Raw genomic sequence first — 21,555 nt, 5'->3', positions numbered from 1 at the left:
AAACCCTTGCCAGCGAAACGTCCTACGACACGTGTCGACTGTGAAATCCGTCAGGCTTTTGTGGCAGTGTCTACGCTTGCAGAAGTCGTTTTAAAGAGTGTGCCCATGTCAGCGCTGTTCACCTATTTCAAGGCTTTGATCCATCCTGGTCAGGCTGTTTTGCTGTTTGCCCTGCGGACCATCGCCGCCGGGCTGTTGACCCTTTATCTGGCGTTCATTTTCGATCTCGAACAGCCGAAATGGTCGATCATGGCGGTGGTGATTGTCAGCCAGCCACTGGCGGGGATGGCGCTGGCGCGCAGTTTCGGTCAGGTGATCGGCACCACCGTGGGTGCGGCGGTGGCAGTGCTGATCATGGCGATATTTCCTCAGGCGCCGCTGCCGTTCATTACCACATTGGCGTTGTGGCTGGCGCTGTGCACGGCCGGCGGCACGTTGTTGCGCTACACCAGCTCCCAGGCGTTCGTGCTCAGTGGCTACACCGCAGTGGTTGTGGCGTTGCTGGCGATTCCGGATCAGGACGGCACCTTTTTGCTCGCCGTCACCCGAGTCACCGAAACCCTGCTGGCGGTGGCCTGCGTGTGCGTGGTCAGCTTGCTGACGGCCCGGCCTGAAGCGGTCGCCAAGGGCTATTTCGCCAAAATCGATCAGGTGATCAAACTGGCGGCCAGTCACGCCGCCGAGGTGCTTCGCACGGAAGAAGGCGAAGCCGAGTTCCAGCGTCGGCAGATGCAACTGCTCGGTGAAATCAGCGCACTGGAAGGGTTGCGGCGCCATTTGTATTTCGATGCGCCGCGTCTGCGCAGTGCCGACAACCTGGTATTGCTGCTCGGCAATCAGCTGATGTTGCTGACGTCGCGACTGACCGCGCTGCGGCATCAACGCGAATTGCTCATCGAGCGCTGGGAGGGCGATCTGCCGCTGGAGGTTCAGCAACTGCGGGCCGAGGAACTGGCATTGCTGGAGCAATTGGCGCAACAGGGTCGCGCGCTGTCTGGCGCCGATCGGCAGCGCTTCGTCACGTTGCAGCAACAGTTCGAAGCCTTGGCCTACAAGGCCGAGCAGCAGACCGAGAACATGAGCGCGACCCTCCGTTCACTAGCTTGGGCGTTGCGTTGGGAGCAGGCGCGGCTGCTGCAGCAACTCGACCAGATTCTCGAACTGAGCGACGCCATACAGGAAGGGCGCCCGGCCAGTTGTCTGTATCGCGGCCAGAGCAGTCCGTTGCACCTGGATTTCACCCTGGCCTCGATGAACGCAATTCGCGCTTTTACCGCGCTTCTGGTCAGCGGGCTGATCTGGATCGAAACCGCGTGGGATGGCGCCCGGGGCGGGATGATTCTGGTGGGGATTCTCTGCTCGCTGATGGCGACCTTCCCGCGTCCGCTGATGGCTGCGCAAAGCTATGCGCGGGGCCTGGGCCTGGCGCTGGTGGTGTCGGCGTTCTATCAGTTCATGCTGGTGCCGGCGATCAGTGATTTCGAGATGCTCGCCTTGCTGCTCGCGCCGCTGCTGTATGCCATTGCCGTGGGCATTTCCAGTCCGGCCACCGCCGGGATAGGCATGGGCCTCGGCCTGTCGAGCTTTCTCATGCTCGGACCGCAAAATACCGGCACCGGGCAGAACACGGCGATCCAATGGTTCGAATTTGCCGGCGCTTATGTCAGTGCAGCGATGCTGGCCCTGATCGTCTATGCACTGATCTTTCCCTTCCGCCCGGACTTGCGCATTCGCCGTTTGTACGGCGAAGCGCGGGAGCAGGTGTACCAGCTCAGCAAAATGCCGGCGACCGATGAACAACAATTCGCCTTCGAGAGTCGGATGACCGATCGCCTGACCAGCATGCTCGGCCTGCTCCCAGCGGCGAACGACCGCGCCATGCAGCGCCTGTACGAAATCAGTCTGGCTTGCGTGGCCGTGGGCGTCGCCATGCATCAACTGCGGCAGCAGGCTTTGAACAATGGATTGCTCACCGACGCGTTCGGCCAGCGCCTGGCGTCGGCGTTACGCAAAACCGGTCGCCTGGTTGCCGGACGCGGTGATGTGCAACTCGCCGCACTGCTTGCCACGCTGCACCAACTCGGAGAGGAGCTGGACGAGCTGCACGCCGACAGTCACGAACATTTATGGTCGGTGTTCCGTATGCGCGTGGCGCTGCTGATTGTGGTGTCGTTCCTCGAGCGCCACGGCGAGCATCTGCAACCTCAAGTTCTGCAAGGAGAACCGCAACTTGCCCATTGATTTCGAGATTGGCGGCGTCTATCTGCCGCCGATTGCCCAAGCGCTGTTACTGGCGATTCCAATTTTCATGTTGCTGGACTGGTGCCTGCGGCGCCTGGGCGTACTGCGCCTGGTCTGGCATGAAGCGCTGTTCGAGGGCGCGCTGTACGCCTGTGTCTGTGCCACGCTGATTCTGTTGATGGGAGCCTGATGTCTTGAAAGCGCTAGTTGCACGAATGATGACCCTGGCCGTGGTGATCCTGGCGATCGTCCTTGGCTGGTTCGCCTGGGAGTATTACACCCGCGCGCCGTGGACGCGGGATGCCCGGGTGAGGGCGGATGTGGTGACGCTGTCGGCAGATGTTTCGGGGCGTATCGTCAAACTGGCGGTGCAGGACAACCAGCATGTCGACAAGGGCCAATTGCTGCTGGAGATCGATCCGGCGCGCTATCAATTGGCGGTCGAGCATGCCCGGCGTTCGGTGGAAGTGTCCAAGGCTTCGCTGGGGCAATCGCAAGCGGCGATCGTCGCCAGTGAAGCCCTGCTCAAACAACGCCAGAGCGAAGAACGTCGGCGACGCACGCTGAAGCAAGGCTTCGCGATTTCCGGTGAGGAGTGGGAGAAATCCAGCACCGACGTGGCGGTTGCCCAGGCGGATCTGTTGCGCAATCAGGCCAACCTCGGGCTGGCTGAGGCCAATGTGCAACTGGCGATTGCCGCGCTGACTCAAGCCGAACTGGATCTGCAGCGCACGCGTGTCGAATCGCCGGTCAGCGGTTACGTGACCAACCTGCTGACCCGCCAGGGTGACTACGCGCAGGCAGGCGGAGCACTGCTGGCGCTGGTCGACAGTGATTCGTTCTACGTCAGCGGTTATTTCGAAGAAACCAAGCTGCCGCGAATCGAGGAGGGCGACCGGGTGCGCATTCAGTTGATGAGCGGCGAGAGCTTCGGTGGCACGGTAGAAAGCATCGCCTTCGCCATTGCCGACCGCGAGAACGCGCCGGGCAGTCGACTGCTGGCGAACATCAACCCGAGCTACACCTGGGTGAAACTGGCGCAGCGGGTGCCGGTGCGCATTGGCATTGATGGTGATTTTGCCGGCAAGAACCGCCTGCGCGCGGGCACGACGGCCACAGTGACGGTCCTGGAGGATCACAAATTTCAAGACCGCCCATGAACCACTGTGGGAGCGAGCAGGCTCGCTCCGACAAGGAATTCAAGCGCTGCTCAAGGGCATAAAAAAACCCCGCGACCGAATGATACGCGGGGCAAAAAAATTGGTTGGTTGCGGCCAACCAAAGGAGCTCTTTAACAATCTTTACTGGCTGGCGACCGTCTCCGGTTGCCAGCCACCGCCAAGGGCCTTGTAGATCGCGACAATGCCGCGATACAGCTCAACTTCGGCCTGGGCCTGACTGTCTTCGGCGTTCAGACGTTCACGCTGGGCGTCGAGCAGGACGAGGAAGTCGGTGGTGCCTTCGCGATAGCGGATTTCCGCCAGATCGGCAGCCTTGCGGCTGGATTCGCTCTGACGAATGAGCGAAATCAAGCGTTGCTGACGTTTGCCGTAATCACTGAAAGCGTTTTCCGATTCTTCCAGGGCCAGCAGCACTTGCTGCTCGTAGTTGGCCAGTGCGCCTTCGGCATCGGCGTCAGCGCCACGCAGACGAGCGCGGACGCTGCCGAGGTCAAACGCAGCCCAGGTAATACTCGGGCCGAGCGCCCAGGCGTTGGCCGCCGAGGAACCGATCTGCGAGCCGCGCCCCGCCGTCCAGCCGAGGAAGCCGCTGAGGCTGACCCGGGGAAACAGGTCGGCTTTGGCCACGCCGATGCGCGCAGTGGCCGAAGCCAGTTGCCGCTCGGCGCTGAGGATGTCGGGACGACGTTGCAGCAGTTCACCCGGATCACCGATCGGCAGCGCTTTGGCAATCGCCGGCAAGTCTTTCGGACTCAGATCCACGGTCAGTTTGTCCGGGCGTTCACCGAGCAGGGTGGCAATACGGTTTTTCTGCCGGACCTGTTCCGCCTGCAACTGCGGCACGGTGGCTTCGACGTTGGCCAGACGCGCATCGGCGCGCTCGACATCGAGCTGATCACCGACACCGGCATCACGCAGGCTGATGGTGATCTTGCGCGACTCCTCCTGGTTGTTGAGGTTGGCCACGGCGATTTTTTCCCGCAGCTGGGCGCCGCGCAGTTGACCGTAGGCGTCGACCAGTTCGGCAATCATGGTGACTTGCAACTGGTACAGATCGGCTTCGGCAGCCTGTTGGTCGGCGTCGCTGGCTTCCAGATTGCGCTGGATGCGCCCGAACAGGTCGAGCTCCCAGGCCATGTCCAGACCCAGGTCATAGCGTTCGCTATTGACCCGGTCGGTGGTCTGGCCGGGAATCTGGCCTTTGCCCAAGTCACTGCTGGCGCGGCTGGTGATGGTCGGCATCGCATCGTTGCTGGCGTCGTCGCGGATCGCCCGGGCGGCTTTCCAGCGGGCGAACGCCACGCGCAGTTCACGGTTGCCTTGCAACGACTGACTTACCAACTGGTTGAGGGTCGGGTCGTCGAATTGCTGCCACCAGATGCCTTCGAATTTCGAACGGTCGAAGTTCTTTTGCCCGGCGGCGCCGTCGGTGGCGGTCGTGATGTTGGCCGCCTCCGTGGCTGGGGTCTTGTAGTCGGGGCCGACGGCGCAGGCGCTGAGGGCCAGCACCAGCAGACTCGGCAGGAAGACTTTCAGACTCATTGGTGCGCCTCCAGTGGCTTTTGAAGAGTGTGTGCCTTGGCCGCTTTGCGCTGCTCACTGCGTTCAACGAAGTTACGGATCAGCACGTAGAACACCGGCGTCAGCAGCAGACCGAAGAAGGTCACCCCAAGCATCCCGGAGAACACCGCCACACCCATGGCGTGACGCATCTCGGCACCGGCACCGCTGGAGAACACCAGTGGCACCACCCCCATGATGAACGCGAAGGAGGTCATCAGGATCGGCCGCAGACGCAGGCGGCAGGCTTCCAGAACCGCGGCGAGCGGGTCGAGGCCTTCTTCCTGTTTGTCCTTGGCGAACTCGACGATCAGAATCGCGTTCTTGCAGGCAAGTCCCACCAGTACGATCAAGCCGATCTGGGTGAAGATGTTGTTGTCACCGCCGGAAATGATCACACCGGTGATGGCCGACAGCAGGGTCATCGGTACGATCAGGATCACTGCCAGTGGCAGGCTCCAGCTTTCGTATTGCGCGGCGAGTACCAGGAACGCCAGCAGTACGCAGAGCGGGAACACGAACAGCGCGGTGTTGCCGGACAGAATCTGCTGGTAGGTCAGGTCGGTCCATTCGTAGGTCATGCCGTTCGGAAGTTCTTCCTTGAGCAGTTTCTCGATGGCTTTTTCCGCCTGGCCCGAGCTGTAGCCGGGGGCTGCGGCACCGTTGATTTCCGCGGTGATGAAGCCGTTGTAGTGCATTACCCGATCCGGGCCGGAGGTGTCGCTGACCTTGATGAAGGTCGCCAGCGGGATCATTTCGCCTTTGTTGTTGCGTACTTTCAACTGACCGATCTGATCGGATTCAAGACGGAACTGTTGTTCGGCCTGAACGTTGACCTGATAGGTACGCCCGAAGCGGTTGAAGTCGTTGGCATACAGCGAACCCAGGTAGATCTGCAGGGTGTCGAAGATGTCGCTGACGGCCACGCCGTGGGTCTTGGCTTTCTCCCGGTCGATGGCGGCATCGACCTGCGGCACGTTCACCGTGTAGCTGGTGAACAGACCGGCCAGTTCCGGCACGTTGTGGCTCTTGTTGATGATGTTCATGGTTTCTTTGTACAGCTCGTCGTAGCCCAGGTTGCCCCGGTCTTCGATTTGCAGGCGGAAACCACCAATGGTGCCCAGGCCCTGTACCGGCGGTGGCGGGAAGATCGCCATGTACGCTTCCTGAATGTTCGCGTACTGACCGTTCAAGGCACCGGCAATCGCGCCGGCGGACATGCTCGGGTCTTTACGCTCGTCGAACGGTTTCAGGGTCACGAAGACGATGCCGGCGTTCGGGCTGTTGGTGAAGCCGTTGATCGACAGGCCCGGGAACGCTACGGCGCTTTCCACGCCTGGCTGTTTCAGCGCGAGGTCGGACATGCGCTTGATCACGTCTTCGGTGCGATCCAGGCTCGCGGCGTCCGGCAATTGCGCGAAGGCCACCAGGTATTGCTTGTCCTGGCCCGGTACGAAACCGGTCGGCGTGCTGGAGAAACCGAAGAAGGTCAGCACCATCAGGCCTGCGTACAGCAGCAGAGCGATGCCGCTGCCGCGGATGACCCGGCGCACGGTGCCGACGTAGCCATGGCTGGCGCGGTCGAAGAAGCGGTTGAACGGACGGAACAGCCAGCCCCCGAAGATCTTGTCGAGCACTTTCGAGAAGCGGTCTTTCGGCGCGTCGTGGCTTTTCAGCAACACAGCGGCCAGCGCGGGCGACAGGGTCAGCGAGTTGAACGCCGAGATCACGGTCGAGATGGCGATGGTCAGTGCGAACTGTTTGTAGAACTGCCCGGTGAGGCCGGAAATGAACGCCGCCGGAACAAACACCGCACATAACACCAGTGCCGTTGCGATGATCGGCCCGGTCACTTCGCGCATGGCACGTTTGGTGGCTTCGACCGGCGTCAGTCCGAGTTCGATGTTCCGTTCGACGTTCTCCACCACCACGATGGCGTCGTCGACCACGATACCGATGGCCAGTACCAGGCCAAACAGCGATAGGGCGTTGAGCGAAAATCCGAACAGGTGCATGACCGCAAACGTACCGATCAACGATACCGGCACCGCGACCAACGGAATGATCGAAGCGCGCCAGGTCTGCAGGAACAGAATCACCACCAGTACTACGAGGATCAGCGCTTCGAACAGAGTGTGAACCACTGCCTCGATCGAACCGCGGACGAAGATCGTCGGGTCATAAACGATGCTGTAGTCCATGCCCTGCGGGAAGCCTTTCTTCAGCTCTTCCATCTTGCCGCGCACTTCGTTGGAAATGTCGATGGCATTGGAGCCCGGACGCTGGAAGATCGGGATCGCTACGGCTGGCTGGTTGTTCAGCAACGAACGCAGGGCGTATTGACTGGAGCCGAGTTCGACGCGAGCGATGTCTTTGAGGCGGGTGATCTCCCCGTCGTCGCCAGAGCGAATGACGATGTTCTCGAACTCTTCCTCGGAGACCAGACGGCCCTGAGTGTTGACCGACAGCTGAAAGCTTTGCGCGGTCGGAGCAGGGGGCGCGCCCAGTTGACCGGCGGCGACCTGACGGTTTTGCTCGCGAATGGCGGTGACCACATCGGTCGCGGTCAGATTGCGCGAAGCGGTCTTGTTCGGGTCGAGCCAGACTCGCAGCGAGTAGTCACCCATACCGAACAGTTGCACGTCACCGACACCACCCAGGCGAGCGAGCTCGTCCTTGATGTTGAGGATCGCGTAGTTGGACAGATAAAGCATGTCGTAGCGCTTGTCCGGCGAGGTCAAGTGCACAACCATGGTCAGGTCGGGCGAAGCCTTGTCGACGGTGATACCGATGCGCGTCACTTCCTCGGGAAGCTTCGGCTCGGTTCGGGTCACCCGGTTCTGCACCTGCACCTGCGCGTTGTCCAGGTCAGTGCCCAGAGCGAAGGTGATGGTCAGGGTGATCTTGCCGTCAGCGGTCGATTGCGAGGACATGTACAGCATGTTCTCGACACCCGTGATCGCCTGCTCCAGCGGAGCAGCCACGGTTTCACCGATGACCTTTGGGTTGGCGCCCGGGAAGTTGGCGCGCACGACCACGGTCGGCGGCACGACTTCCGGGTATTCACTGATCGGCAACTGGAACAGCGAGATCGCACCGGCGATCAGGATCAACAGCGAGAGCACCGCTGCGAAGATCGGCCGGGAAATGAAGAATTGGGAAAAATTCATCGGAGTTGTCGTCCCTTAACCGCGTGGGGTCGTAGCAGCCAGCTTCGCAGCCGAACCCGATGCGCCCTTGGCAGGGGCAACTTTGGGCAGGTTGCTGGCTTCCAGCGCTTGACGTTGTTGAGCAAGGGCGGCGAGGGTCTGCTCGCTGGCCATCGGAATCACTTCAGGGGTAACCGGAGAGCCGGGACGAACCCGCTGCAGCCCCTTGACGATGATGGTGTCGTCCTTGTTCAGACCGTTGCGAACGATGCGCAGGCCTTCGATCTTCGGACCGAGCTCGACGGCGCGGTAGGCGGTCTTGTTGTCGCCATCCATCACCAGCACGAACTTCTTGCCCAGGTCAGTGCCAACGGCTTCGTCGTTGATCAACATGGCGTTATAGGTGCCGCTGCCGACCAGTTTCAGTCGTGCATAGAGGCCCGGGGTGTAGGTGCCGTCAGCGTTGTCGAACACGGCGCGACCACGGATGGTGCCGGTTTTCGGATTGACCTGGTTGTCGACGAAGTTCATCTGGCCCAGGTGCGGGTTGCCGTCCTCGTTGGACAGGCCCATGTACACCGGCGTGGTTGCGCCGCGCTGGCCGTTACGGGCCAGTTGGGTGTATTTGAGGAACACGCGTTCGTCGGCGTCGAAGTAGGCGTAGACCTTGTCGGTGGAGACGACGCTGGTCAGCGCAGTGGTGTCGGCGGTCACCAGGTTGCCGGCAGTGATTTCGGCGCGGCTGACGCGGCCACTGATCGGTGCGGTAACGCGGGTGAAGCTCAGGTTCAGTTTGGCCAGGTCCAGTTGTGCTTGCAGAGCACCGACGGCGGCGCGGGCCTCTTGGGCGGCGCTGGTGCGCGAGTCGGCCAGTTCAGCGGAAATGGCGTTGCTGGTGCGCAGGCGTTCACCGCGAGCTGCTTCGTTTTCGCTGCGAGTGGCGGTGGCGCGGGCTTGGGCGACCAAGGCTTCGAGGCGGCGTACCTCGGCCTGGAACGGACGCGGGTCGATCTGGAACAGCAGGTCACCTTTCTTGACCAGTGCGCCTTCGGTGAAGGCGACCTGATCGATCTGGCCCGAAACCCGTGGCCGGATCTCTACGGTTTCCGGCGCTTCGAGACGCCCGGTAAATTCATCCCACTCGTTGACCGGTTGTTCCAGCACCTTGGCTACGCTGACTTTGGCAGCGGGCGGGGCGCCGGCAGTCTCCGGAGTTTTGCCGCAGGCGCTCATCACCAGTACGGCCAGCATGGCCAACGGGAAGCGCAAATGTTTGAGTGATTGTTCCATGGATGCAATCCGCCGAAGTATTGAAGATGGGCGGATGATGCTCGGCGGGGGTGTGATGGCACGAATCGAATGAAGCGAAGGTAACTATCATTCGGAATGATATAAGCGCCGAGACAGCCCTCTAGCATGCACCTTTCGTTAGGTGCCTATCAATCGGCCTCAAGGCAATTCTGTGTTGCGCGATTCGCAATGATTCACCGCAATTGAAAATCCTTGGCCATAAATGAAGAAACGGCCATGAAGGCCGTTCCGGTCAGCGTGTTGCCGTTGTGTCAGTTGATGCCTTTGCGATTGGCACCGAAACGGTTCGGCCCAGGCTGGCTGTCCTGCGCCAGGAAAACGATGTTGACGATCGGCAGCAGCAACCACCAGCCACTGCGATCCGTGTCGTGCATACGGCGCACGCCGACAGCAATGCTCGGGATCAGCAGCGCCAGATTATAAAGGCCTTGCAGCACGCCACCAGTGTTGGCAAAGCCGTCAATGAAGCCCACCACGAACGCGACGCCCATGTTGATCAGGAAGAACAACCAGTATTCACGGCGCGTGGCGCGACCGTTGAACACGGCGTAATTCTTCAACGCCTCAAGGTAAGGGTTGCCTGTCGTGATGGCAGGGCCGCTTGGGTAGGCCTGCGGAGCTGCCTGAGGCGCGCCGCACTGAGGGCACGCCAGCGCCAGCGTACTGATTTCCTTGGCGCAACCGCGGCAGTAAACCATGCTCATATTTTTTCCCTAAAATTATTGGATCGATAGACAGAAGAGAACCAGCGCGGTCAGGCCTGACAATATGATGCCGGCAATCGCGAGGTTTCTTCCGGGGTGTTTTTCGTTGATGCAGATGATGCCGCAAGCCAGACCTGCGACGCTGAACAGTCCGACGCCGAGGATCGTTTCGAAGTCCCAATCGGAATCATCAAACAGAGTGATAGCGCAGATAATTCCGAAGATCAGCGAAACGATGGCCAGCCAGGGAATCCCGGCTTGCGAAGATGGCACAAAGGCCTGTTGGCTCGCCCCGCATTGGGGGCAGGTGAGCGCCGTCTCATGGAGCTCCTTGGTGCAAGCACGACAATAGACCATTGCCATCGTTTTCCTTAACTGAATGCGAATGCCCGACCCTCCATCGGCGGGGCGGCGGTAATTTAATCTCTATCGCGCGATTTGTCACGGCTCTTTGCCATCATCGCGTTATGGCAGTGTGACCAGCCACGTCTCCCTGAAAAGAGTGGCATTTCGCTCTAACATGAGTGGAGACTCATGCTCCGATCCTTCGCCCATCTCCGGAACCCTTCTGTATGCGAGACCTGCCCCCGACCGCGACGCTGCGCGCTTTTGAAGTCGCCACCCGACACCCGACGTTCACCGCGGCCGCGCAGGAATTGCACGTAACCCAGAGCGCAGTCAGTCATCAGCTGCGACATCTGGAGGATTTGTGGGGGCTGCAGTTGTTCGAGCGCGGCAAGGCGTTACGCCTCACAGCAGCGGGGGCTACGCTGGCGCCGATCGTGCGCGAGTTTTTCATCAGTCTGGAGGCGACGCTGGACGATTTGCGCGAACAGAAGGGCAGGGTGCGGCTGCGCGTCAGCACCACCTACTCCTTTGCCTTGAAGTGGTTGCTGCCACGCTTGCCGAGCCTGTCACGCCAGCATCCGGAATTGCTGGTGTCACTGGACACCACGGACAAGATCATCCATTTCGCCAACGGCGAAGCCGACGTCGCGATCCGCTTGGGCAAAGGCAATTATCCCGGTCTGTACACGGAGTTCCTGTTTGGCGAGCAGGTGTTTCCCGTGGCAAGTCCCGAACTGCTGCAGCGCGTCGGCATGCCGGGCAGTCCCGCAGAGTTGCTGCAAATGCCCTTGCTGACCCGCGACGGCGCCGAGCTGGTGCCAAAATGGGAGGTGTGGTTTCAATCCATCGGTCTCGGGTTTTCGCCGCTGCGCGAGAGCGTCAGGTTCGGCGACACCAACATGACGGTGGAAGCCGCGTTGCTCGGCCAGGGCGTGGCGCTGGTGCGCAGCGGCCATGTCGAGAATGAAATCGGCGACGGTCGCCTGGTGAGGCTGTTCGACGTGCCTTTCCCATCGCCGCTTGCCTACTATTTCGTCTGCCCCAAAGGCATCGAAGCCCAGCCGCACATCCTCAGATTTCGCCAATGGTTGCTTGGGGAAGCGTTGAAGGTGCAGAGCGCACAACTGTGAAGTATGAGCTTTTGCTCATGGTGTAATGAGCAGACTTCTCTGTAACACCGGCGCCGGGGATGCCTAGAATGCGCCATGCCTATTCATCTCGTACTCCTCGTCCTGTTCGCCGCGCTCCTGCATGCCAGCTGGAACGCGCTGCTGCGCGGCGGCGCCGATCGGCTCTGGTCGATGACGATGATGTGCGTCGCCATCGCCATCGTCTGCGCCGTCGCCGCCGTTTTCATGGCCCCGCCTGCACCTGAGAGCTGGGGTTATGCGCTGCTCTCGGCATTGCTGCATGTCGGCTACAACCTGTTTCTGGTGCGCAGCTATCGGGTTGGCGATCTAGGGCAAATCTACCCGATTTCCCGCGGTTCGTCGCCGGCGCTGATTACCCTCGGCGCCGCACTATTTGCCGGCGAAACCATCACTCCCGCTGAGCTGCTCGGCATTGGCCTGGTGTCCGGGGGGATTATTTCGCTGGCGTTTCGGGGACGCAGCCTGTCGGTGCCGAGCTTGCCTTATGCGCTGGGCACCGGGTGCTTCATTGCCGCCTATAGCGTCGTCGATGGCATTGGCGCCAGGCTTTCCGGAGCGCCACTCGCGTACACGGTGTGGATGAGTGCCCTGTGGGGCGTGTTGATGCCGGTGGTCTATATCGCCCTGCGCGACGCCCGTAGCCTGTTTTCCGTGCGGCCCGGAATGCTAACCGCGGTGGTCGGCGGGCTGGTCTCGCTGCTGGCCTACGCAATCGTCATCTACGCCATGAACGAAGCGCCACTGGGCGCGGTATCGGCCCTGCGCGAAACCAGCGTGCTGTTCGCTGCGTTGCTCGGCTATTTGTTCCTCGGCGAAAAGCTCACCGTCCGCCGAATGCTGGCGTGCGTGGTCATCGCCTGCGGCGCCATCATCATCGGCTGACACAGCCCAACTGTTCAGGAGAACGTCACATGGATAAGGCCTCGCAAGCACAGCTGATTCTGATCACCGGCGGCAGTCGCGGAGTGGGCGCCGCCACCGCCCGACTCGCCGCAGCACAAGGCTACGACGTTGCCATCAGCTACGTTGCCAACGAGTCCGCCGCGCTGGCAGTGGCGGCCGATGTTGAAGCATTGGGGCGCAAGGCGCTGGCCGTGCGTGCTGACAGTGCTGACCCGCAGCAGGTCGCTGAACTGTTCGCGGCCATCGATCGATCATTCGGGCGCATCGACGTTCTGGTGAATAACGCTGGTGTGCTGGCGAAACAGTCACGCATGGAAGACCTGAGCTTCGAACGCATGCAGCGCATTTTCGCGGTCAATGCTCTGGGACCGATCCTGTGCGCGCAGCAGGCGGTGAAGCGCATGTCTCAGCGCCACGGCGGAGCGGGCGGCGTGGTGATCAACATTTCGTCTGCCTCGGCCCGGCTGGGCAGTCCGAATGAATACGTCGACTACGCAGCATCGAAAGGCGCGCTGGAAACCTTCACCATCGGCTTTGCCAAGGAAGTCGCGCGGGAAGGAATTCGGGTCAACTGCATTCGCCCGGGGCACATCTATACCGACATGCACGCCAGCGGCGGCGAACCGGGTCGGGTTGATCGCGTCAAGGATTCGATCCCGATGGGTCGGGGCGGACAGCCGGAAGAGGTAGCGCGGGCCATCTTGTGGCTGGCCAGCGCAGAGGCCTCGTTTGTCACCGGGACATTTCTGGATGTGACGGGGGGCAAGTAGGTCCGGCTACAGGCTATCCGGGTCGCCAAAAAACATCTGAATCCGCGACCTTAACCACCGCTCTCCCGGGTCGTTATCCTGCGACCCGCGCCAGGCCATATGCAATTCAAACGTACGCGTCGGCAGTGGCGGATCCTCAGCACGCAGACCGCCGGCTGCCGTCAGTGCCTCAGCGGTGTAATCGGGGACGGTCGCGACAATATCGGTTCCCGCCAGCAGCGTGCCCAATCCGTTGAACTGTGGCACCGCCAGCACCACATGGCGTTTGCGCCCCAGCTTTTCCAGTTCTTCGTCGACAAAACCACTGAGGTCGCCAGCGAACGACACCAGTGCGTGCGGTCGGGCGCAGTAGTCGTCGAGGCTCAGCGGCCCCGGAACGGTGTCGGCACGCAGCAGCTTCGGTGCGCTGCGGCGCAGGACCTTGCGCTTGGCGTTGGCCGGCAGGTCGGTGGTGTAGCTGACGCCGATCGAAATCTCGCCGGAGGCCAGTAGGCCCGGCATCAATATGTAGTTGACGCGCCGCACCACGAGGACGATGCCCGGTGCTTCGGCGCGCAGGCGCTTGAGCAGCATCGGCAGCAGCGCGAACTCAACATCGTCGGACAAGCCGATGCGAAACACTGACGTGCTGGTCGCCGGGTCAAATTCGGCGGCACGACTGACGGCGGTCGAGATCGAATCAAGTGCAGGAGAGAGCAGGGCGAAGATTTCCACGGCGCGCGCGGACGGTTCCATGCTGCGGCCGGTGCGGACAAACAATGGATCGTCAAACAGGCTGCGCAGGCGCGATAACGCCGCGCTGATGGCGGGTTGGCCGAGGAACAATTTTTCCGCGGCCCGAGTCACACTGCGTTCGTGCATCAATGTTTCGAACACGATCAGCAGGTTCAGGTCGACACGACGCAGGTCATTACGATTCATCTGGAGTCCTGGCAGAGTCATCAAACTTGACGAGGGCGGCCATATGAGAACAATGGCCGGCATGAATCTTACGGGGAAAGGCTGGTACTCTGCACCGGAAAATTCAGCTTTACTGCGACGGTGGCAGGCCTTTTTTCATGGATTTTGCCAATGCCGCTCCTGCTGCGGAATCAATGACAGGCATGTCGACTATTAATAGCCACTGATGGTCTTGGGTCAAAAGCCCAGATAGAGTTCATGGCATTAGAGGTTACTTTGACGAGGTTTGCGATGTCACGCACGATCCGTTTTCACAAGTTTGGTCCGGCCGAGGTGCTCAAATGCGAAGAGCATGCGGCCGCTCAGCCAGGTCCTGGCGAAGTGCAGGTGCGTGTCGAGGCGATCGGCATCAGTTGGTACGACACCCTGTGGCGTCAGAATCTGGCGTCGTCCCAGGCACGTCTGCCATCGGGCCTCGGTCACGAAATGGCCGGTGTGGTCACTGCCGTGGGCGCTGATGTAGACGACCTGTCCGTCGGTGACAAAGTGGCCAGTTTTCCGGCGGAAAGCCCGAACGACTATCCGGTGTACGGCGAGTCCATCGTCCTGCCGCGTACGGCGCTGACCCGTTATCCGGATGTGCTCAGCCCGATCGAAGCCAGCGTGCATTACACGCCGCTGCTGATTGCCTACTTTGCCTATGCCGATCTGGCGCGGGTCAAACCCGGGCAATTTGCCCTGGTGACGGATGCCAGCCACTGCGCCGGCCCCTCGTTTGTCCAGCTCGGTAAAGCGCTGGGTGTGCGAGTGATCGCGGCGACCAAATCGGCGGAGGAACGCGAGTACCTGCTGTCCCTCGGTGCGGAAAAAGTCATCGTCACCGAAGAGGAAGATCTGTTGATGCGCATCAACAAGATCACCGACAACCGTGGCGTCGATGTGGTTTTCGATGGCCTGGGCGGCCCGCAGATGTCGTTGCTTGGTGATGTCCTGGCGCCACGCGGCAGTCTGGTCCTGTATGGCCTGCAGGGCGGTAATCAGACCCCGTTCCCGGCTTGCGCAGCGTTTCAGAAGAACATCCAGTTCTTCGTCCACTGCATCGGCAACTTCACCGGCAAACCCGAGCTGGGCATTGTCCAGGACCACGTCGCGTTGCAACGTGCCTTGCGCGACATCAACCAGTTGACCGCTGACCGTGTGTTGCTTCCGCTCAAGACCCGTGTATTCCCGTTCAACGAGTTCGTCGAAGCACACCGCTACATGGACGAATGCCCGTGCCGCGAACGGGTGGCACTGCAAGTCGAGCCGGCGTAGATCCGGAGATCAGAGTCCGTGGCCTCACGGACTCTTTTTTTGTTTATGTTTCCCCCTGTCAGCAGACCTTTCCCCATCCCGCACCTCCGACCATTTCAGCAACTGAACTGGTTTTTGCTGTTCATCTGTATCTTCTAATCACACTCTAAGCGCTGATAATTGAATGATTACTTTCATCTCAAGGAATGAGCTATGGCTGTGCATTCAATTTGTCCGGGGCAATATCAAACGGCTAGCTCGGCTGGCTTCGTCAATTTCTGTTTAATTGCTGTAGGGCGATTCGGAAGTTGCTTCTCTATTTCTTGTAATGAATTGTCGTGGGACGCTGTGGGAAGTTTCCTCAGATTATTTTCGATTCGAGAAAGGCCAGCAAATACGGGCGGTTGAGCGCGCCGGCGGGCCTTCATGACAGTTTTTTCAGGTGAAGTGTTTCAAATAACTACAACTTTGTAAGTGTTAGCATTTCAGCGTCTATTACTTATTGATCCAATTGTTGCGCTCACTGTGATGTTTGCGTGGCATGAATCTTTTGATACCGGGTAAATACCGATGAGCACGATCCATGATCAGGCAATGAACTATGTCTATCAGCAAGTATTGCAGCGTTTGCTGAGTTTCTTTTCCCGAGCCGAGCGCACGGCGTTGCAGTTACTGATTCAGCGCCTGGTCGTGGCTGCTGGCGGAATGGACAACATCGGGCAGTTCAAGGTGCTGGTGCATCAGTCCGGCTCGCGTGACAGCTGCTACACCCTGGCTTTGCTCCGTGCAGCGCAACTGACGATTGCCAGCCGTGCGCCTGCGACGTTCCAGTTGCGCGTCGCCGCCTTGCGCTGGAATGGCGACAGTCCCGTTGCCCTGCACAACCTGCATCGCAGCTACAGTGCACTGTTTCTATATGACGATCCTCGGGTCGAGTTGCTGATGGTCGATAACCGCGAGGTGCTGGCCTTCGATCACCGCACGCCTGTCAGCGACGACGGTCGTGAAGCCAGTCGCATCAATCTGCTGCTGGTCGGGCATTGTCGGACCTGGATCGAAGCACCCCAATTGTGGGATGACGCCTATCTCGCCACCGCCGAGTACTACAGCCAGATCGCCCGCTGGAACAATGGTGTCGACGCCATGATCAGTACCGAAACCAAGAGCAGTCAGCAGCATTTCCTCGAAGGCCTCAACCGTGCGATGCAGCGAGTGGCGATCGCAGGTCCCGGACTGGTCCACAGCGGATTCGAGGCGCTGTTTCCGCTGCTGGACGGGCTGGGCGACGATTTCTACCGCGAACTGCGGGCTGAAGATGACCGGACTGCCTGGCGACCTGAAGGTGAGTTCGAAGCCTGCCGGCGCACCAGTTTTATCGACATCAACGACATGATGGTAGGCAAGCTGGAGGACCGCTGGCCCCTGTTGGGCGAATTCCTCGGCTTTGAACCGGATGACCGGGCGCTGTATCAAGGCGAAGCGGTGTTTGCCGACCCGCTGATTTCGGCGCATGTGCAGGGTCTGTACGCACGGTTCATCGAGGGGCGCACCTATGAGGCGGGAATCGACGATTACCTGCGTAACACCCTGGCCGACATGCGCCGACAGCAGGTGGCGGAGTCCGTCTGCGAGCATTTGCTGTCGTGCTTTGACAACGTTCGGCAGCCCGAGCATCTGCGAATGCATGCGGAGGATTACCTTTTGCACGGTTTCGGACTGAACGAAACGCAGTTGGTGTGCCTGTTGTTTGCACCGTTCATCGACAGCGGTAGAGGCCTCGAGCGGTTCCTGCGCAACTGTCACCCCGGCATGCTGGTTGCGATGCCGGACCTGCACCGCGCCCTGCAAGGCCTGCATGCCCCTGAGCAAGTGCTGAAATGGATCATGGAGGTCAGTGGGTTGCCAGTCAGACTGGTTATCCGTCTCTATGCGATGGGACCTGTGCAGCTTTGTGCGCCCGAAGAATTTGCCTGCGAAAATGCAGATCCGGGAGAGACAGAGCCAGTTTCGCGAGTCGAGCGGTCTACGGAACGCTGACGGTGAACCAAGGGTTGGGTTGTGAACCAATGTCTACGGAAACGAGGTTGTGAAGGGCGCGCGGGACAATGATTTTGTTTATCAGGCAGTTTATCGATATCTGACGACGCTGATTGATGATGCCACCGGGAGCACGGCGGTACGCATGCCCTCGTTGCGCCAACTGGCTGACCGGTTGAACGTGTCCATTTCGACGGTGCAATACGCGTATTCGCTCCTGGAAAAAGAAGGTCGGGTCTATTCCATAGCCAAATCAGGGTATTACGCGAACGCGCTGTTCAGCGTGGACTCGCTCGGCAATGGTAGTGATCTGCTGGAAACCGTTTACGTCAATGCGAGACGTCCCGGGATGTGTGTTTTGAGCGCTGACGAGCCGGCGTCGTTGCAACCGCTGGACAGCCCGTTATTGACGCTGGAGCGGGAGCTGTTGCGTCAATACCCGCGTCAGCCCCAGACATTGGCGCAACCTTGCGGTGAGCTGGAGCTGCGGGTCGCTCTGGCGGCGCGTTATACCTGTTCGACGGAGCATTACTGGCATGCCGATGATGTCTATATCGGTGCTGATTTGCGGGGAATACTGGAGATTCTGATTTCGGTACTGGAATTGCGTCACGCCGCTGTCGTTGTCGAATCGCCCTGTGACTGGGTGATCCTGCGCCTGCTCGAATCGTCCGGCGTGCGGGTGATCGAGTGGGCCTCGCAGGCTGAGGGCGCGCTCGATCTGCCGGCACTGGAATCGCTTTTGAAGAACGAGCCGGTACGTTTGATCCTGTTGTCATCGGTGTTGAGCATGCCTCTGGGCCGTGGCTTCAGTGATGAGCAGCAGCAGGCCATCGCCAGGATGCTGGAGCGACATGGGGTCTGGGTGCTGGAGAATGACTGCTACAGCGAGCTTGACGAGTGCAGTGATTCACAGCGACTGCGGAACTGGCTCGACCCTCAGCGCTTGCTGGTGTTTTCCACCTTTGAGAAGTTCATCGGTGCCGAAGCGCCTTTCGGCTTTGTGCTGTCGCGGCATTGGCGTGACGAGTTGCAACGTCATTTCCTGTTACGCGCGTTTCGCCTCTCGCCCATACGTCAGAAGGCGATTGCCAGGCTGTTGAGCGGCGGACGGCTTGATCAGCACTTATGCGTGTTACGGCGAATGCTCAGTGAGCGCCGTACGCTGTTGATACAGGTGTTGCGCGAGCGTTTGGGCGATACGCTGCAGATTGTCGAGCCTCGGGGCGGCGCGACGGTGTGGGTGCGCTCGTTACGCCCCGTCGACATGCCGAATGTGTTTCATCGATTGCTCAAGCAACAGGTCATCGTGGCGCCGGGGGAGCTGTTCAGCCTGCAAGGCCTGCATGCGGACTCACTGCGTTTGAGCGCGCTGAACCAGGGCGATCGGGATTTGCCAGGCGTGATCGGACTTCTCGGCGATGCACTGCGTTTGTCGCCGGGCAAATAACGTTAAAAAACATCGGGCGAGGTTTGGATACATCCCGTCGCACAGTGGTCAAACTGCCAGTAAACTGCGCAGCATTTCCTGAACCACTCCGATTTCAGAGGTTTTTGCATGACACTCAGTCCTTTTGCGGGCAAACCGGCACCGGCGGAACTGTTGGTCGATATCCCGCGACTGGTTACGGCCTATTACACCGGCCAGCCTGATGCATCGATTTCTACCCAGCGAGTGGCGTTCGGCACCTCCGGCCACCGCGGCAGCTCCTTCGATTTGAGTTTCAACGAATGGCACGTTCTGGCCATCAGCCAGGCGATCTGCCTGTATCGCGAAGCCCAAGGCATCACCGGCCCGCTGTTTGTCGGCATCGACACCCATGCCTTGTCGACCCCGGCCGGCGCCAGCGCACTGGAAGTCCTCGCCGCCAATGGCGTGACGGTGATGATCGCCGAAGGTGATGAGTACACGCCGACGCCGGCGATTTCCCATGCCATTCTCTGCTACAACCGCGGCCGTACCTCTGGCCTGGCAGACGGGATCGTCATCACCCCGTCGCACAACCCGCCACAGAGCGGTGGCTACAAATACAACCCTACCAACGGTGGCCCGGCCGACACCCACATCACCAAGTGGATCGAAGCCAAGGCCAACGAACTGCTGGCGAACAAGCTGGCCGGGGTCAAACGCATCAGCTACGAGCAAGCGCTCAAGGCCAGCACGACCCATCGTCACGATTTCCTCAACACCTATGTCGCCGACCTGATCAACGTCATCGACTTCGGTGCCATCCGCGACGCCAAGCTGCGCTTGGGTGTCGATCCGCTGGGCGGAGCAGGGGTGCGCTACTGGTCGGCTATTGCCGAGCATTACCGTCTCGACCTGGAAGTGGTGAATAAACAGGTCGATTCGACTTTCCGTTTCATGACCGTCGATTGGGATGGCCAGATCCGCATGGACCCATCGTCCAGCCACGCGATGCAAGGCCTGATCGGTCTGAAAGAACGTTTTGACGTGGCATTCGCCTGTGATCCGGATCACGACCGCCACGGTATCGTCACGCCGTCCGGTGGTTTGCTCGCACCGAACAATTATCTGGCGGTGGCGATCGACTACCTGTTCCAGAACCGTCAGCAATGGCGCGCCGATGCCGCCGTGGGCAAAACCGTGGTCAGCAGTGGTCTGATCGATCGTGTGGCCAGGCGCCTGGGTCGTCGCCTGTACGAAGTGCCGGTCGGCTTCAAGTGGTTCGCTGATGGTCTGTTCGACGGTTCGTTGGGGTTTGGCGGTGAAGAGAGCGCCGGCGCCTCGTTCCTGCGCAAGGATGGCGGCGTTTGGAGCACCGACAAGGACGGTCTGATTCCTGCGTTGCTCGCCGCTGAAATGACCGCGCGCACCGGGCGCGATCCAAGCCAGGCCTACCGCGCATTGACCGATGAGCTGGGCGAACCGTTCTCGGTGCGCGTTGACGCCAAGGCCAATCCTGAGCAGAAGGCTCTGTTGAGCAAGCTGTCGCCGGAGCAGGTCACTTCGACCGAGCTGGCGGGCGAGAAAATCCAGAGCATTCTCAGCCACGCACCGGGCAACGATCAGGCCATTGGCGGCCTGAAAGTCATGACCGAAAACGGCTGGTTCGCGGCGCGTCCGTCCGGCACCGAAGACATCTACAAGATCTACGCCGAAAGCTTCCTCGGCGACGACCACCTCAAGCAATTGGTGGCCGAAGCGCAAACTTTGGTGGATGGCGCTATTTCCACTAAATGATGGGCACATGAAAAAGGGCAACCGTCAGGGTTGCCCTTTTTTATTGCCTGCGGATCAGGCCAGGTCGACCAGTACGATCTCGCTGTCTTCGATCGCCGTGACCGTCAGCACTTGCTCGTGTGCCACTGCGACACCGTCACGCGCTTGCGCACGCAAGCCATTGACCTCGATCACGCCAGTGGCGGGGACCAGATAAGCGCGACGTCCCTCGTCCAAACGGTATTCGGCAGTTTCACCAGCCTTGATGTTCGCCGCCACCAGACGTGCGTTGGCGCGGATGCGCAGGCTTTCATCGTCGCCAGCCTTACCGCTGGCCAAAGTGACAAAACCTTCGCGCTCGCCTTTGGGAAACGGCTTGGCTCCCCAGGATGGAGGGGCACCGGTTTCGGTCGGCAGAATCCAGATCTGGAAGATCTTGGTTTCCTTGTCTTCCAGGTTGTACTCGCTGTGGGCGATGCCGGTGCCGGCGCTCATCACTTGGACGTCGCCGGCTTCCGTACGGCCCTTGTTGCCAAGATTGTCCTGGTGAGTGATCGCGCCTTCACGTACGTAGGTGATGATTTCCATGTCGCGGTGCGGATGCTGCGGAAAACCTGTGCCTGCAGCGATGATGTCGTCGTTCCACACGCGTAGATTGCCCCAGCTCATCCGCTGCGGGTCGTAGTACTCGGCAAACGAAAAGTGGTGATGCGCGTCCAGCCAGCCATGATGGGCGCCGCCCAGCGAGCTGAAGGGTCTGAGTTCAAGCATGATCGTCTCCTCAATAAGGTTCGTCAGGGGGCGGGCCCCGTGGTTGATGACG

At 60.3% G+C, this 21,555-nt stretch carries 17 protein-coding genes; 10 read left to right on the top strand and 7 right to left on the bottom strand.

Going from position 1 to position 21,555, the window contains the following annotated elements; genetic code table 11:
- The first annotated feature begins 105 nt into the window (after positions 1–105).
- From LIS66_RS14305 to LIS66_RS14295, 3 genes are read left to right on the top strand one after another with little or no spacing between them, the layout of a single operon-like run.
- On the top strand, positions 106–2,241 hold the full coding sequence (locus LIS66_RS14305) for an FUSC family protein (protein WP_227972413.1): 2,136 nt from the start codon (positions 106–108) through the stop codon (positions 2,239–2,241).
- Positions 2,231–2,431 (top strand): DUF1656 domain-containing protein, encoded by a 201-nt coding sequence (locus tag LIS66_RS14300; protein ID WP_016774855.1) that lies wholly within the window; start codon positions 2,231–2,233, stop codon positions 2,429–2,431. The genes LIS66_RS14305 and LIS66_RS14300 overlap by 11 nt, the downstream gene beginning before the upstream one ends.
- Positions 2,432–2,456: 25 nt before the next feature.
- Positions 2,457–3,401, top strand: a complete 945-nt coding sequence (locus tag LIS66_RS14295) for a biotin/lipoyl-binding protein (RefSeq protein ID WP_416220761.1) — start codon at positions 2,457–2,459, stop codon at positions 3,399–3,401.
- A gap of 141 nt (positions 3,402–3,542) precedes the next feature.
- Here LIS66_RS14295 and LIS66_RS14290 read toward each other — a convergent pair whose 3' ends face one another.
- From LIS66_RS14290 to LIS66_RS14270, 5 genes are all read right to left on the bottom strand, one after another.
- Positions 3,543–4,964 (bottom strand): efflux transporter outer membrane subunit, encoded by a 1,422-nt coding sequence (locus tag LIS66_RS14290; protein WP_042610068.1) that lies wholly within the window; start codon positions 4,962–4,964, stop codon positions 3,543–3,545.
- Positions 4,961–8,152 carry an efflux RND transporter permease subunit gene (locus LIS66_RS14285; RefSeq protein ID WP_042610067.1) on the bottom strand — a complete coding sequence of 1,064 codons (3,192 nt, stop codon included), beginning with the start codon at positions 8,150–8,152 and terminating at the stop codon, positions 4,961–4,963. The genes LIS66_RS14290 and LIS66_RS14285 overlap by 4 nt, the downstream gene beginning before the upstream one ends.
- A 15-nt stretch (positions 8,153–8,167) precedes the next feature.
- Positions 8,168–9,421, bottom strand: coding sequence for a multidrug efflux RND transporter periplasmic adaptor subunit MexE (gene mexE / locus LIS66_RS14280; RefSeq protein WP_039761553.1), 1,254 nt, complete (start codon positions 9,419–9,421; stop codon positions 8,168–8,170).
- 272 nt (positions 9,422–9,693) lie between these two features.
- Positions 9,694–10,146, bottom strand: a complete 453-nt coding sequence (locus tag LIS66_RS14275) for a DUF805 domain-containing protein (protein ID WP_039761551.1) — start codon at positions 10,144–10,146, stop codon at positions 9,694–9,696.
- A 15-nt stretch (positions 10,147–10,161) separates the two neighbouring features.
- Positions 10,162–10,509 carry a DUF4190 domain-containing protein gene (locus LIS66_RS14270; protein WP_227972411.1) on the bottom strand — a complete coding sequence of 116 codons (348 nt, stop codon included), beginning with the start codon at positions 10,507–10,509 and terminating at the stop codon, positions 10,162–10,164.
- A 209-nt stretch (positions 10,510–10,718) separates the two neighbouring features.
- Here LIS66_RS14270 and gcvA point away from each other — a divergent pair, with 209 nt between their 5' ends.
- From gcvA to LIS66_RS14255, 3 genes are all read left to right on the top strand, one after another.
- Positions 10,719–11,624, top strand: coding sequence for a transcriptional regulator GcvA (gcvA, locus tag LIS66_RS14265; RefSeq protein ID WP_042610064.1), 906 nt, complete (start codon positions 10,719–10,721; stop codon positions 11,622–11,624).
- Between the two features lie 75 nt (positions 11,625–11,699).
- Positions 11,700–12,527, top strand: coding sequence for a DMT family transporter (locus LIS66_RS14260; RefSeq protein WP_065616296.1), 828 nt, complete (start codon positions 11,700–11,702; stop codon positions 12,525–12,527).
- A gap of 29 nt (positions 12,528–12,556) precedes the next feature.
- Positions 12,557–13,318, top strand: a complete 762-nt coding sequence (locus LIS66_RS14255) for a glucose 1-dehydrogenase (RefSeq protein WP_227972410.1) — start codon at positions 12,557–12,559, stop codon at positions 13,316–13,318.
- Between the two features lie 6 nt (positions 13,319–13,324).
- Here LIS66_RS14255 and LIS66_RS14250 read toward each other — a convergent pair whose 3' ends face one another.
- Positions 13,325–14,239 carry a LysR family transcriptional regulator gene (locus tag LIS66_RS14250; RefSeq protein WP_042610061.1) on the bottom strand — a complete coding sequence of 305 codons (915 nt, stop codon included), beginning with the start codon at positions 14,237–14,239 and terminating at the stop codon, positions 13,325–13,327.
- 270 nt (positions 14,240–14,509) lie between these two features.
- Here LIS66_RS14250 and LIS66_RS14245 point away from each other — a divergent pair, with 270 nt between their 5' ends.
- The 4 genes from LIS66_RS14245 (at position 14,510) to pgm (ending at position 20,753) form a co-directional block, all read left to right on the top strand.
- Entirely contained in the window at positions 14,510–15,532 is a 1,023-nt protein-coding gene (locus tag LIS66_RS14245) for a zinc-dependent alcohol dehydrogenase family protein (protein ID WP_064362651.1), read from the top strand.
- Between the two features lie 549 nt (positions 15,533–16,081).
- On the top strand, positions 16,082–17,548 hold the full coding sequence (locus LIS66_RS14240; protein WP_042610059.1) for a hypothetical protein: 1,467 nt from the start codon (positions 16,082–16,084) through the stop codon (positions 17,546–17,548).
- 49 nt (positions 17,549–17,597) lie between these two features.
- Positions 17,598–18,998 carry a PLP-dependent aminotransferase family protein gene (locus LIS66_RS14235; protein WP_227972409.1) on the top strand — a complete coding sequence of 467 codons (1,401 nt, stop codon included), beginning with the start codon at positions 17,598–17,600 and terminating at the stop codon, positions 18,996–18,998.
- 108 nt (positions 18,999–19,106) lie between these two features.
- Positions 19,107–20,753, top strand: a complete 1,647-nt coding sequence (pgm, locus tag LIS66_RS14230; RefSeq protein ID WP_227972408.1) for a phosphoglucomutase (alpha-D-glucose-1,6-bisphosphate-dependent) — start codon at positions 19,107–19,109, stop codon at positions 20,751–20,753.
- 54 nt (positions 20,754–20,807) lie between these two features.
- Here the strand turns inward: pgm and LIS66_RS14225 are convergent, their stop codons facing one another.
- A complete protein-coding gene (locus tag LIS66_RS14225) occupies positions 20,808–21,503 on the bottom strand; it encodes a pirin family protein (RefSeq protein ID WP_042610056.1) in 696 nt (231 codons plus the stop codon).
- Positions 21,504–21,555 lie beyond the last annotated feature (52 nt).

The organism is Pseudomonas sp. HN2 (assembly GCF_020736465.1).
Classification (GTDB): Bacteria; Pseudomonadota; Gammaproteobacteria; order Pseudomonadales; family Pseudomonadaceae; genus Aquipseudomonas; species Aquipseudomonas moraviensis_A.
The sequence above is the reverse complement of the archived record's forward strand: the minus strand, read 5'-3'. Positions and strand labels throughout refer to the sequence as shown.